The following is a 12,578-nucleotide window of genomic DNA, read 5'->3' as shown; positions in this document are numbered from 1 at the left end:
CCTATGCCGGACGAAGGCGCTGGCGCGTGATCGCGGCGTGGAAGCGCGCGCCGTGGATCAGGCCTTCATCGTCGAAATCATAGGTCGGGTTGTGCAGCGGCGAGGACGCTTCGCCATTGCCGACATAGGCAAAACAGCCCGGGACATGCTCGAGAAAGCGCGCGAAGTCCTCCGAGCCGGTCATCGGCTCGCGCGCGACGGCGATGCCGTCATCCCCGAACACCGTGCGGGCGGCGGTGAGTGCCTCCTGCACCAGCGCCTCGTCATTCACCAGCGGCACGAATTCGCGCGTATAGCTCAGCTCGGCGGTGACATTGTAGGCCAGCGCCGTGCCCGCGACGATCACGCCCATCTGTTTCTCGATCGCCGCGCTGATCTCGGGGCGGAAGCTGCGGGCATCGCCGAGAATGCGCGCCAGACCGGGCAAGGCGTTGCGCGTCCCGTCCGTCAGCAGTTCGGTCACCGAGACGACGCCGATATCCGTCGGGCTCAGACGGCGCGCGACGATGGTCTGGAGATTGGTGACGAGCGCGCAGGCCGCGACCAGGACCTCATTGCCCGAATGCGGGCGCGCGGCATGGCCGCCGACGCCCCTGAGCACGATCTCGAAATTGTCCTCGGCCGACATGAACGGGCCGGCCCGCGTCTGGAACCGCCCGATCGCGAGGCCGGGGGCATTGTGCAGCCCGTAGATCTCCTCGAAGGGGAAGCGTTCGAGCAGCCCGTCGGCCAGCATGGCGAGCGCGCCCTTGCCCCATTCTTCGGCCGGCTGGAACAGGAAGCGCACCGTGCCGTCGAAGCCGCCTTCCTCGGCGAGCAGCTTGGCGGCCCCCAGAAGCATCGTCGTATGGCCGTCATGGCCGCAGGCATGCATGATTCCGGGCGAGCGCGAGCGATGGGCATGGTCGCCCTGCTCGGTGATGCGCAGCGCGTCCATATCGGCCCGCAAGGCGATCGAGCGGTTGCCGCTGCCGCGCTTCAGCGTCCCGACCACGCCGGTGCCGCCGATGCCTTCAGTGACATCGTCGAGGCCGAATTCGCGCAGCCTGGCGGCGACGAAGGCCGCGGTCCGCTTCTCCTCGAAGCCGAATTCGGGATTGGCATGCAGCTGGCGGCGCCAGCCCGTCATTTCGTCCTGGAGGATGCCGTGATCGAGCTTGGCCATCAGAAGCCGCCTTGTCGCGCTGACATCGGGTTGGATGAGCCTACCGCACCCGGCGAAAGTCCGACGAGGACTTCGTAGCGGCCGGGATCGGTCGCGCCTTCAGTGTTGACGACGAGGACGCGCGACGAGGCGTCGAGCCGCAGCGCCGCGCGCATCGCCGGATCGGCCGCAGCGCGGCGAAGCCCGGCGAGGCCGGCACCGCCGCTCTCGCCGGCGACGATCGCCGGGTCGCCGGCCGAGGGGCGGGCCAAGCGGTTCATCACGGCGACCGCGTCGGCATCCTCGACCGTCATGAACGCGTCGGCGACGCGCGACAGCACGCGCCAGGCGATGGGGGAAGGCTCGTAGCATTCGAGCATCGCCATCACCGTCGGTTCGCCGTGCGCGACCTTGACCGGTTGGCCGGCCTTCGCGGTCTCGACGATGCAGGCGGCGCGGGCCGGGTCGACGACGATGAAAATCGGCCGCCGGTCGCCGAGAGCGAGGGCGAGATGGGCTGCGAGCGCCGCGGCGATCCCGCCGACCCCGGCCTGGACGAAGACATGCGTCGGAGGATAGTCGAGCTGTTGCAGGGCCTCGCGCACGATCACCGTGTAGCCCTGCATCACGAGGCCGGGAATCCGTTCATAACCCGGCCAGGAGGTGTCCGAGACGACGGTCCAGCCCTCCTCCTTCGCCACGCGCGACGCTTCCAGAACCGAATCGTCATAGGTGCCGGCAACCCGGCGCATCTCGGCGCCGAAACGGGCGATCGCCGCGACGCGCTCGTCGCTGACCCCGCCATGCACGAAGATCACCGCTCTTGCGCCGACGAGCGCGGCGCCCTGCGCCACCGAGCGCCCGTGATTGCCGTCCGTTGCGCAGGCGAAACTCATGCTGCCCGCGACAGCCTCGACCTCGGGCGCATGCAGTTCCGCGACATCGACGGGGCGGCCGAGGCGCTTCGACGCCTCTTCGAGCACGAGCCGTATGACGGCATAGGCACCGCCCAGCGCCTTGAAGCTGCCGAGGCCGAGCCGCCGACCCTCATCCTTCACCGCGAGTTCGCCGATGCCGAGCTCGGCAGCGAGTCCGGGGAGGAGATGGAGCGGCGTGATCGCGTGATTTTGCCGGTGGGACAGGAAGCGCTCGACCTCGTCTGCAGCGGCGACGCCAAGCGTTTCCGCGTCGACAGGGGCAAGCTGCCCGCCATGGTCAGGGTGCTGGTTGAGAAGGAACATTGCCGTCCTTGCCTTTGATGACGGCGCAAAGATATTAAATCGGGCGCGCAAAGAGCGCTGCAATCGCGCGCTTTAAATGCAAGTTTGTTTCATCGGAGCGCCGATTGACCAGGCTCGTATCGTCCACCTCGCTGACCCTCGACAGCTTCGACATCGCCATCCTGCGCATCCTGCAGCGCGACAACACGACGCCGCAACGGGTGATCGGGGAGGCGGTCAACCTGTCGGCTCCAGCCGTCCAGCGCCGGATCAAGCGGCTGGAGCAGGCCGGTGTGATCCGGGCGAATGTCGCGGTCATCGAGCCGGCGGCTGTCGGCCAGGCGATCACGCTCTTCGTGGAAGTCGAGCTCGTCAGCGAGACGGCCCAGGATATCGACGCGGCCAAGCGCGAGTTCACGGCCGCAGAAGCGGTGCAGCAATGCTACTATGTCACCGGCGAGGCCGATTTTATCCTGGTGGTCGTCGTGCCCAGCATGGCCGCTTACGAAGCGCTGACGCGCAACCTGTTCTTCGAGAACAACAATGTCCGGAAGTTCCGTACCTTCGTCGCGATGGACCGCGTGAAGGTCGGTCTGACGGTTCCGCTGGCGCATCCGTCGTGACCGGGCGGCCTCATGCCTTGATCGAAGCCCGGAGGTTTTCCGCGCCGGGCATGCCCGAAGCGCTTGAAAGCGATCACGCTGCATCTGGAAGGTATTGTCCAAATGCGGCGCGATCGAGCGAGGTGGCGGACAGTTTTCCGTGGCTCAGGTGTCGACCGTGGCGTTGAGCGCGTTGGTCTGGATGAACTCGCGGCGCGGTTCGACAACGTCGCCCATCAGCTTGACGAAGAGATCGTCGGCCTCGTCGTTCTGGTCGTTCTTGACGCGCAGCAGCGAGCGTACGTCGCGGTCGAGCGTCGTCTCCCAGAGCTGGTCCGGGTTCATCTCGCCGAGGCCCTTGTAGCGCTGCAGCGAGACGCCCTTGCGGCCGATGGCGTTGACCGCCTCGAACAGGTCGCTCGGGCCGTTGACGATATGGTCGTCGCCCTTGCGGCTGAGCACGCCCGGCTTGGCATAGGCCTCCTGCAGTGCGGTGGCGGCAGCGTCGAGCCGGCGCGCCTCGGCGCTGGCGAGCAGGCCGGCATCGAGCGTCGCCACCTGCTTCACCCCGCGCACCAGCCGCGAGAAGACGAAGCCGGCTTCGGCGACCTTGCCCTCCCAGCCGCGCTCGATCTCGTCCGAGATCGCGTCGAGCCGGCGCGCGACATAGGCCGCGGCCTCCTCCAGCTCGGCTTCGCTCTGGCCGTCCTGCGGACGCAGCACGCCGGCGATCGCGGTCTGCTCGACGACGCGCCGGTCATAGCGCGAATGCAATTGCGACAGGGTGTGGCGCACGCTGCGCGCTTCCTCGATCAGGGCCCGCAGATCGGGGCCGGCGCGTTCGCTGCCGTCGCCCGTGCGGAAGACCGCGCCGTCGAGCGCGGAGTCGACGAGGTAGTCCTCGAGCGCGCGCTCGTCCTTGAGATAGGTCTGCGACTTGCCGCGCGCCGCCTTGTAGAGCGGCGGCTGGGCGATGAAGAGATGGCCGCGCTCGATCACCTCCGGCATCTGCCGGTAGAAGAAGGTCAGGAGCAGCGTACGGATATGGGCGCCGTCGACGTCGGCGTCCGTCATGATGATGATCTTGTGGTAGCGCAGCTTCTCGATATTGAACTCCTCGCGGCCGATGCCGGCACCGAGCGCCGTGATCAGTGTCCCGACCTGGTCGGAGGAGAGCATCTTGTCGAAGCGTGCCCGCTCGACGTTCAAGATCTTGCCGCGGAGCGGCAGGACGGCCTGGTATTCGCGGGCGCGGCCCTGCTTGGCCGAGCCGCCGGCCGAGTCACCCTCGACGATGAAGAGCTCGGATTTAGCGGGGTCCCTCTCTTGGCAATCAGCCAGTTTGCCTGGGAGAGACGCGATATCGAGCGCGCCCTTGCGGCGGGTGAGGTCGCGGGCCTTGCGGGCGGCTTCGCGTGCGGCTGCGGCCTCGGCGACCTTGCCGACGATGGTCTTGGCCTCGTTCGGATGCTCCTCCAGCCAGGTCGCGAGCGCCTGGTTGACGACGTTCTCGACCACCGGACGGACTTCCGAGGAGACCAGCTTGTCCTTGGTCTGCGAGGAGAATTTCGGATCGGGAACCTTGACCGAGACGATCGCGGTCAGGCCTTCGCGGCAATCATCGCCGGTGAGCGAGACCTTCTCCTTCTTCGAGATGCCGGAGCTCTCGGCATAGCCGGTGACCTGGCGCGTCAGCGCGGCGCGGAAGCCGGCGAGATGCGTGCCGCCGTCGCGCTGCGGGATGTTGTTGGTGAAGCAGAGCACGTTCTCGTGGTAGCTGTCGTTCCACCAGAGCGCGACATCGACCGTGATCCCGTCCCTCTCCGAGGTGAGCATGATCGGCTTGTCGATCACCGGCGACTTAGCCCGGTCGAGATAGCGCACGAAGGCCTCGACGCCGCCCTCATACATCAGCTCTTCGCGCACGACCTCGGCATGGCGTGCATCGGTCAGCACGATGCGCACGCCGGAGTTCAGGAAGGCGAGCTCGCGCAGCCGGTGTTCCAGCGTCTTGAAGTCGAACTCCACCATGGTGAAGGTCTCCTGCGACGGCAGGAAGGTCACTTCCGTGCCGCGCTTGTCGCCGGCCGGGCCGACGACGGCGAGCGGCGCGACCGCTTCGCCATGGCGGAACTCGATGAAATGCTCGTTCCCGCCGCGCCAGATCCTGAGCTTGAGCGAGACCGAAAGCGCGTTGACCACGGAAACGCCGACGCCGTGCAGGCCGCCCGAGACCTTGTAGGAGTTCTGGTCGAACTTACCGCCGGCATGGAGCTGGGTCATGATGACCTCGGCCGCCGAGATGCCTTCCTCGCTGTGGATATCGGTCGGGATGCCGCGGCCATTGTCGCTGACGGTTACCGAGCCATCGGCGTTCAGCGTCACCGTGACGAGGTCGGCATGCCCTGCCAGCGCCTCGTCGATGGCGTTGTCGACGACCTCGTAGACCATGTGGTGCAGGCCGGAGCCGTCATCGGTGTCGCCGATATACATGCCGGGGCGCTTGCGCACCGCATCCAGGCCTTTGAGAACCTTGATGGAATCGGCGCCATAGGCGGCGTCCTCGAGGTCGCGGGCGGCATCGCTCATGTCGGGGTCCTTCAGCGGGCGAGCCAGCGCCCGCGATGATCTTGATTCGTCAGGATAATATAGGGCTTCAGCATGGCTTTTTCACGTGCGCGTGCGTACGTACGCGAGACGCGCCGCTTTAGCCAGAGAATGTCGAGATCGCGTCGAGGAAGGCCTCGCCATACTGGCTGAGCTTGCGTTCGCCGACGCCCTCGATGCCGCGCATCTCCTCGAGCCCGAGCGGCCGCTCGCGCGCCATGGCGATCAGCGTCCGGTCGGTGAAGATGATATAGGCGGCGACGCCTTCCTCGCGGGCGAGCGTCAGGCGCAGCTGGCGCAGATGCTCAAACAGCGCGGCAGTGTCGCCGTCGAGCCCGTCGGCGCGAGCCGCCTCGCGCGCGCCGCGCCGTGCCCGCCGCTCGGCATGCGGGTCGATCCTGAGCGCGATCGGCTCGCGTCCGAACAGGATGTCCTCGCCCTTCTCCGTCAGGCAGAAGCCGCCATGTTCGGTGCTGGCCTCGGCCAGCGCGCCAGCGGCGAAGAGCTTTCGGGTCAGCGCCGTCCAGGCGCTCTTCGGCTTGTCGGAGCCGACTCCGAAGGTCTTCAGCCCGTCATGGTTCTGGCGGCGGATCGCCTCGGTCGCCGTGCCGGTCAGGATGTCGGCGAGATGGCCGGCGCCGTAGCGCTGGCCGGAGCGCGCCACCGCCGAGAGCAGTTTTCGCGAATCGAGCGTCGCATCGGCGAGTTCCGGCGCCTCCGGGCCGCAGAGGTCGCAGCGGAACGGCGCATTCCCGTGGCGGCAGGGCAGGGTGTCCTCGCCGAAATAGGAGAGCAGCGCGCTGCGCCGGCAGAGCGCCGATTCGCACAGGTCGATCATCGCGTTGAGGCGCTTGTGCTCGATCCGGCGGCGCTCGTCGTCGATCGCCTTCTCCTCGATCTGGCGGCGGCGCAGCGCCATGTCGTCGACGCCGTAGAGGGTCAGCGTGTCGGCTGGCAGGCCATCGCGCCCGGCGCGGCCGATCTCCTGATAATAGCCCTCAATCGAGCCCGGCATGTCGGCATGGACGACGAAGCGGACATCGGGCTTGTTGATGCCCATTCCGAAGGCGATCGTGGCGCAGACGACGACGCCGTCCTCCTGCAGGAAGATGTCCTGGTTGCGGTTGCGCTCGGCCTGTTCCAGCCCGGCATGATAGGCATAGGCCTTGTAGCCCTTCTCGCGCAGGCCTTCGGCCAGGCGTTCGGTGCGCCCGCGCGACGAGCAGTAGACGATGCCCGAGCCGCCGCGATGGACCTTGAGGAAATCGGCGATCTGCCGGCGCGGCTGGTCCTTCGGCGCGAAGGCGAGCTTCAGGTTCGGCCGGTCGAAGGAATGCACCACCAGATGCGGCGGCTGCGGGAAGAGCTGCTGGGCGATGTCGTCTCGCGTCTGGCGGTCGGCCGTCGCGGTCAGAGCCGTGACCGGGACATTGCCGAGCGCCTCGCGGACCTTGGAGAGCAGGCGGTATTCGGGGCGGAAATCGTGCCCCCATTGCGAGACGCAATGCGCCTCGTCGATGGCGAGCCGGGTCACGCCGAGCCGGCGCAGGCGCCCGACCAGCCCCTCTCCGGCGAGGCGCTCCGGCGAAACGAAGAGCAGGCGCAGCTCGCCGGCATTGAGCCGGTCCCAAGCCTGCGCCGCTTCCTCCTCGCTGTTCATCGAGTTGAGCGATGCGGCCGGCACGCCGGCGCGGACGAGTTGCCCGACCTGGTCGCGCATCAGCGCGATCAGCGGCGAGACGACCAGGGTCAGCCCGCCTGCGACCAGCGCCGGCAGCTGGTAGCACATCGACTTGCCCGAGCCGGTCGGCATCACCGCGAAGACGTCGCGGCCGGACAAAGCGGCTTCGATGACCTCCCATTGTCCAGGGCGGAAATCATCATAGCCGAAGACCGACTTCAGGATCGCGCGGGCTTTTGATTCGCTGGGCGACGACATCGCCCGGATGTGCCGGATTTGCGGCCGGAAGGCCAGCCATGGCGCGAAATCATCCCCGACGACGGCAAAGCCCGCTTGATCGCCGGGCGGCCGCGCGCGACGCTGGCAGCCGCTGCGAGCCATGCCGGGAGAGCCAGCCATGCGCCTTGCCTTCGCCTTCCTTCTTCTGCTCGCTGCACCTGCCGTCCAGGCCCGCCCGCTCGAGCGCGAATTGCCACCGAAAGCGAATGCCTGCTGGGAGCGCAGCTATGATGCGGCCCATCTCGCCAAGCATCCGCGCCAGAAGGTCGCGAGGATCCGCCTGCTGCATGCGCCGGAGAATTGGCAGCCGGGAGAGGGCGGCAGCGTCTATGTCATGCTCCACATCAATCTGCGCGAGCGCGTGAAGCCGGACCAGGGCTTCGACTATCAGCTCGGCGGCTTTTGCCGTGCTGCAGGGCAGGGCCTGCTCTGCCGGCCGGAATGGGATGCGGGCAGCTGGCGGATCGAGCGCGGCCCGAACGGGGCGCTCGACATCCGCAATGCCGGGATCACCGCCAATCCCGATCCCTACGATGCCGAGGAGATCGCCGACGGGGCGATCCGGATTCCGGCGAAGCCCGATGACGGCGTCTGGCGGCTTTCGCCGGCCGCCGGACCCTGCCGGCTGGAATAGCTCGCCGCCCGCCTGTCGGTCAGGGATGCATCGCGGCGACCTTGATCAGCCGTGCGATGACCTTGTCGAGGAAGCCGGCGGTACGACGGTCGCTGAGTTCGCCATCCTCGCCATAGGCCTTGTCGGCGCCGGCGACGGCGAGCATTTCCGGCACGAGCAGCGCGCCGAAGCCGAGTTCGAGCACGGTGCGCAGCTGAGTCAGGCAGCGATAGGTCCCGAGCGACCCGGCGGAGGCGCCGCCCAGCGCCACGACCTTACCGCGCAGGCCCGGCCCGCCCGAGCGGACGATGCTGATCCAGTCGAGCGCGTTCTTCAGCGCCGGTGGGTAGCCGGCATTGTATTCCGGGCTGACGATGAAGAGTCCGTCATGCGCCTCGACCAGCGCGGCGAGCGCTTTCGCCTCGGCCGGCGGGTCGTTGTCGAAGGCACGGGCGTCGATCAGCGGCAGGGGATAATCGCCGAGCGAGATCTGCGTCACCTCGGCGCCGGCCGCGGCGAGCCTCTTGGCCACCAGGGTCGCGAGCCGCGTGTTCATCGAGCCCGGCCGCCAGGAACCGGCGAAGACGAGGATTCTTGGCATGATGGGCTCCGGCAGAGGCGACAGGGCAGGCGCGCTGAGCGGCGCGTTTGCCGTCAGCTTGCCCTCGCGATGCGAAGGAAGGAAGACTCAGGGCCCGTCAAACATCAGGGCTTGGCGCGGCGATAGACCCAGACGCGCGCCGGCGGAATGTTGCGCAGCACCCAGTCGGAAACCTGGGACTTCAGCCCGGAGCCCTTGCGGGTGATCGGCGAGACCATCGCATAGGTGAACTGGATGAAGGGCGCGCCGGGCTGGAGTACATTGTCGAAGGCGTCGTTGACCAGCGCCGAGCGTTCCACCGGCGGACGGTTGAACAGCGGTAGGCTGGAGACGACTGCGCTCGCCTTCTCGCCGAGATGGCCCTGCAGCGTCGTCGACAGCGCATAGGCGTCGCCCTCGACGATGGTGGCGCGCGGGAAGCGCTTGCGCAGCAGCTCGCAGAATTCGGGAGCGAACTCGACCAGAACCAGGCGGGATTCGTCGATGCCGCGGGCGATCAGCGCCTCGGTGACCGGCCCGGTGCCGGGGCCGATCTCGACCACCGGCCCTTCGACCTGCGGGTCGACATAGGAAGCCATGCGCTTGGCGAGGAAGGGGCTCGAGGGCGCGACGGCGCCGGTCCGGCCGGGCGAATCGATCCAGGATTTCAGGAAGCGGGCATCGTCGCCGAACTTGGCGCGTGCTTCGTCGGCAGCCTTGCGGACGCGGGTCTTCAGCTTGCCGGCGGTGTTGCGGACCTCGTCCTCGACCTTGTAGCGGGCCGCCGCCACGCGCAGCCTGGCCTGGGCGACACTGTCGGCCAGTTCGGCGGCAGTCAGGCGCATCTCGTCCTCGAGCCGGGCTGCGACCGAGGATTGACCGAGCCGCGTGGCAAGAGAAGCGTTGCGCGGCCGCGAGCCGGGAGCGGGATGGACCATAGGACCTCTGAGCGCGCGTCGCGGCCCCGAGCCACCGGGATCACGACAGTGCTGTGACGTTACGCCGCTGTCATATGGGGTCAAGCGTCCGACGAATCCAGCGGTTTTTCCGACGGCCGCGTCAGATCAACGGTCGCGGCCGGCGCTCGCTCTCGAAAAGCATGGCCATGCGCTCGGTCAGGCGCGGATTGAGCAGCTTCAGTCGTCCGCCTGAAAGCGAGAACAGCCCGGCCCGGCGCAGCCGCGACCAGGTCTTGCTGGTGTGGACCAGCGACAGGCCGAGCGCGTCGGCGAGGTGCTGCTGGGTCGGCGGGAAGGCGAAGCTGTCCTCGCTGACGAGGCCCAGCGCATCCGCCCGCCGATAGAGCGAGATCAGCAGCGCCGCGATCCGCTCCTGGGCGTTGCGCTGGCCGACCGAGGTCAGGTTCTCGTCGATCAGCGATTCCTCGCGCGAGCCGAGCCAGGCGAGCTCATAGGCGAGCGCCGGCATGCGGGCGAACAGCTCATAGGTGCGGCGGCGCGGAAAGACGCAGAGCTCGACTTCGGTCAGCGCCTCGATGCCGTGCTGGGCGGCGCTGAGCAGCGAGGCCTGCAGGCCGACCAGATCGCCCGGCAGGAGGAAGTTGAGGATCTGCCGGCGCCCGTCCGGCAGCGACTTGTAGCGGAAGGCCCAGCCCGAGAAGAGCGTGTAGAGCTCGGCATCCTCCTGGCCGGGATGGATGATGTCGGTACCGGCCGGGAGCTGGCGATGGTCGAGCTTCATCGTCTGGATGAAGCGCACTTCCTCGTCCGGCTTGTCCTTGAAGGCCGGCCTGAGACGCAAGGGGCAGGCGAGGCATGGCACCCCCGTCCGGTTTCGATTGGTCGTCGCGACCATGACCATGCGGTTCGCTTCCCTGCCTTCCAGCCTGCGCCGCGATACGGCTCCGGCCGCGGCGGCCGATATGCCTGTGCATCGCAATATCGTCGGCTCGCGGCCGGAACTCTCGCTCCGGCTTCGCGTTTTCCTCTCTGCCGCGAAAGCCCTCGCTTAGCAATGTCATAGGGCCAGACGGCGGCGATCTGGAGCCCGGCCGCATGAACGACACTTCCACCGTGACGCGGCGTTCGCGCATGCGGCAGTTCTTCCGCGTCGCGTTGCGGTTCTGGACGGGCGAGAGCCGCCTGCGCGCCTGGACCCTGACCCTGCTGGTCCTGTTCTTCGTCGCGGCCCAGCTCGGCGCGGCGGTCGGCGTCAATGGCTGGAACCGGCTGTTCTTCGACGCGCTCGAAAAGCGCGATCTCGCCGGCGTCTGGTATGCGGTCTCCTGGCTGCCGCTGCTCATCGTCGGCTCGGCCCTGAGCCTGTCCTGCCTGGTGGTCGGCCGCATGCTCCTGCAGGTGCGCTGGCGCGAATGGCTCACCCGTCACATCGCCGGCTGGTGGATCGCTGATCAGCGCTATTACCGGCTGCAGTTCATCACGCGCGAGCAGTCGGCTCCCGAATACCGCATCGCCGATGATGTCAGGCTCGCCATCGAGCCCCTGGTCGAGTTCGCCATCGGGCTGATCAGCGCGGCGGTGACGGCGGCGACCTTCGCGGCGATCCTCTGGCAGGTCGCCGGTTCGGCGCGCTTCAGCCTGGGTGGCACGGAGATCGTCATCCCCAGCTACATGGCGCTCGCGGCGGTGCTCTATGCGGTGATCGCCTCGCTCGCGGCCTATTTCGCCGGCCGGCCGCTGGTCCCGCGCATCGCCGCCAAGAACGAGGCGGAGGCGCAGTTCCGGGCCGAGATGACGCGTCTGCGCGAGAATGCCGAAAGCATCGCCCTGATCAAGGGCGACGCCGACGAGCGCGACTCCGTCGGCGAGAATTATGGCCGCGTCGTCGCCGCCTGGCTCAACGTCATTCGCCAGCAGGGCGTCATCGCGATCGTGCTCAACACCAATGGCGCGCTCTTCCCGATCGTGCCGCTGCTCCTCATCGCGCCGAAATACCTCTCGGGCGAAATCACGCTGGGCGCTGTGATGCAGGTCGTGGCCGCCTTCAGCGCGGTGCAGGCAGCGCTGATCTGGTTCGTCGACAATTTCGTCCGCCTCGCCGAATGGTTCGCCTCCGTTACCCGCGTCGACGAACTGGCTGAAGCGCTCGAGGCGCTGGATGTCGGCACGATCATGGAGGGCGAAACGCAGATTGCGCTCGGCGAGAGCGTCGACGGCGCCATCCATATCGACAACCTCTCGATCGCCCATAGCAATGGCCGCATCGTCATCGCCGACACGTCGGGGGTGGTCGAGCCCGGCGAGAAGGTGCTGATCACCGGCGAGAGCGGCTCGGGGAAGAGCACGCTGATCCGGGCACTCGCCGGGCTCTGGCCTTGGGGCTCCGGCTCGATCGGCCTGCCGCGTGGCAAACGGCTCGCCTTCGTGCCGCAGAAGCCCTATCTGCCGATGGGCACCTTGCGCGATGTGCTGCTCTATCCCGAGGCCGAGAGCAGGGTCTCGGACGAGGTCGTCGTCGTCGCCTTGAAGCGCTGCGGCCTGTCCTATCTCGCCAAGCGGCTCGACGAGGAGGAACGCTGGGACCAGACGCTTTCCGGCGGCGAGCGTCAGCGCGTCGCCTTCGCGCGTCTGCTGATCCAGAAGCCCGACATCATCATCATGGACGAGGCGACCTCCGCTCTCGACGAGGACAGCCAGAATTCGTTGCTCGGCCTCCTCGACGAGGAGCTCGCCGAGGCCACCGTCATCAGCGTCGGCCACAGGCCGGGCCTCGAGGACTTCCACGACCGAAAGATCACCCTGGAGAAGCGCCAAGCCGGTGCGCAACTGACCTCGAAGCGTCTCGGCAAATCGCTCTGGCGCCTTTTCCGCGGGCGCATCGCCGCCAATGACCGCACCACTTGAAAAATTTGAAGCGCGCGCGATTCCGCTT

General features: G+C 67.6%; 10 protein-coding genes. 3 read left to right on the top strand and 7 right to left on the bottom strand.

What is annotated here, in order from left to right; all coding sequences use genetic code 11:
• Position 1 precedes the first annotated feature (1 nt).
• Entirely contained in the window at positions 2-1,165 is a 1,164-nt protein-coding gene (locus ACWGRX_RS10080) for a M20 aminoacylase family protein (protein ID WP_452117437.1), read from the bottom strand.
• Positions 1,165-2,385: a diaminopropionate ammonia-lyase gene (locus tag ACWGRX_RS10075; RefSeq protein WP_452117436.1), complete on the bottom strand. Its 1,221-nt coding sequence runs from the start codon at positions 2,383-2,385 to the stop codon at positions 1,165-1,167. Before ACWGRX_RS10075 ends, ACWGRX_RS10080 begins: the two co-directional genes overlap by 1 nt.
• A 104-nt stretch (positions 2,386-2,489) precedes the next feature.
• On the opposite strand from ACWGRX_RS10075, the gene ACWGRX_RS10070 reads away from it, so the two are divergent.
• The gene (locus tag ACWGRX_RS10070; protein ID WP_452117435.1) at positions 2,490-2,987 is read left to right on the top strand and encodes an Lrp/AsnC family transcriptional regulator; all 498 of its coding nucleotides are present in this window, start codon (positions 2,490-2,492) and stop codon (positions 2,985-2,987) included.
• Between the two features lie 144 nt (positions 2,988-3,131).
• On the opposite strand, the gene gyrB is transcribed toward ACWGRX_RS10070, so the two are convergent.
• The gene (gene gyrB / locus ACWGRX_RS10065) at positions 3,132-5,555 is read right to left on the bottom strand and encodes a DNA topoisomerase (ATP-hydrolyzing) subunit B (protein ID WP_452117434.1); all 2,424 of its coding nucleotides are present in this window, start codon (positions 5,553-5,555) and stop codon (positions 3,132-3,134) included.
• A 118-nt stretch (positions 5,556-5,673) separates the two neighbouring features.
• Complete coding sequence (recQ, locus tag ACWGRX_RS10060) at positions 5,674-7,512, bottom strand: DNA helicase RecQ (protein WP_452117656.1); 1,839 nt, start codon at positions 7,510-7,512, stop codon at positions 5,674-5,676.
• Positions 7,513-7,651: 139 nt separating this feature from the next.
• Here recQ and ACWGRX_RS10055 point away from each other — a divergent pair, with 139 nt between their 5' ends.
• A complete protein-coding gene (locus ACWGRX_RS10055; protein ID WP_452117433.1) occupies positions 7,652-8,167 on the top strand; it encodes a hypothetical protein in 516 nt (171 codons plus the stop codon).
• A 19-nt stretch (positions 8,168-8,186) separates the two neighbouring features.
• Here ACWGRX_RS10055 and ACWGRX_RS10050 read toward each other — a convergent pair whose 3' ends face one another.
• The 3 genes from ACWGRX_RS10050 to ACWGRX_RS10040 all read right to left on the bottom strand — a co-directional run bounded on the left by ACWGRX_RS10050 (position 8,187) and on the right by ACWGRX_RS10040 (position 10,547).
• Entirely contained in the window at positions 8,187-8,747 is a 561-nt protein-coding gene (locus ACWGRX_RS10050; protein ID WP_452117432.1) for an NADPH-dependent FMN reductase, read from the bottom strand.
• 104 nt (positions 8,748-8,851) lie between these two features.
• Positions 8,852-9,664: a class I SAM-dependent methyltransferase gene (locus ACWGRX_RS10045; protein ID WP_291635783.1), complete on the bottom strand. Its 813-nt coding sequence runs from the start codon at positions 9,662-9,664 to the stop codon at positions 8,852-8,854.
• Positions 9,665-9,785: 121 nt separating this feature from the next.
• A complete protein-coding gene (locus tag ACWGRX_RS10040) occupies positions 9,786-10,547 on the bottom strand; it encodes a Crp/Fnr family transcriptional regulator (protein ID WP_452117431.1) in 762 nt (253 codons plus the stop codon).
• 194 nt (positions 10,548-10,741) lie between these two features.
• Here ACWGRX_RS10040 and ACWGRX_RS10035 point away from each other — a divergent pair, with 194 nt between their 5' ends.
• Positions 10,742-12,550, top strand: a complete 1,809-nt coding sequence (locus ACWGRX_RS10035; protein WP_452117430.1) for an ABC transporter ATP-binding protein/permease — start codon at positions 10,742-10,744, stop codon at positions 12,548-12,550.
• The last annotated feature ends 28 nt before the right edge of the window (positions 12,551-12,578 follow it).

It is taken from the genome of Allobosea sp. NPDC055594 (assembly GCF_053618995.1).
The sequence above is the reverse complement of the archived record's forward strand: the minus strand, read 5'-3'. Positions and strand labels throughout refer to the sequence as shown.

What these genes read in the sequence shown, in the direction of transcription:
- ACWGRX_RS10080 (WP_452117437.1), bottom strand. Translation starts at nt 1,165, where the DNA reads ATGGCCAAGCTCGATCACGGCATCCTCCAGGACGAAATGACGGGCTGG.
- ACWGRX_RS10075 (WP_452117436.1), bottom strand. Translation starts at nt 2,385, where the DNA reads ATGTTCCTTCTCAACCAGCACCCTGACCATGGCGGGCAGCTTGCCCCT.
- gyrB (WP_452117434.1), bottom strand. Translation starts at nt 5,555, where the DNA reads ATGAGCGATGCCGCCCGCGACCTCGAGGACGCCGCCTATGGCGCCGAT.
- recQ (WP_452117656.1), bottom strand. Translation starts at nt 7,512, where the DNA reads ATGTCGTCGCCCAGCGAATCAAAAGCCCGCGCGATCCTGAAGTCGGTC.
- ACWGRX_RS10055 (WP_452117433.1), top strand. Translation starts at nt 7,652, where the DNA reads ATGCGCCTTGCCTTCGCCTTCCTTCTTCTGCTCGCTGCACCTGCCGTC.
- ACWGRX_RS10050 (WP_452117432.1), bottom strand. Translation starts at nt 8,747, where the DNA reads ATGCCAAGAATCCTCGTCTTCGCCGGTTCCTGGCGGCCGGGCTCGATG.
- ACWGRX_RS10045 (WP_291635783.1), bottom strand. Translation starts at nt 9,664, where the DNA reads ATGGTCCATCCCGCTCCCGGCTCGCGGCCGCGCAACGCTTCTCTTGCC.
- ACWGRX_RS10040 (WP_452117431.1), bottom strand. Translation starts at nt 10,547, where the DNA reads ATGGTCATGGTCGCGACGACCAATCGAAACCGGACGGGGGTGCCATGC.
- ACWGRX_RS10035 (WP_452117430.1), top strand. Translation starts at nt 10,742, where the DNA reads ATGAACGACACTTCCACCGTGACGCGGCGTTCGCGCATGCGGCAGTTC.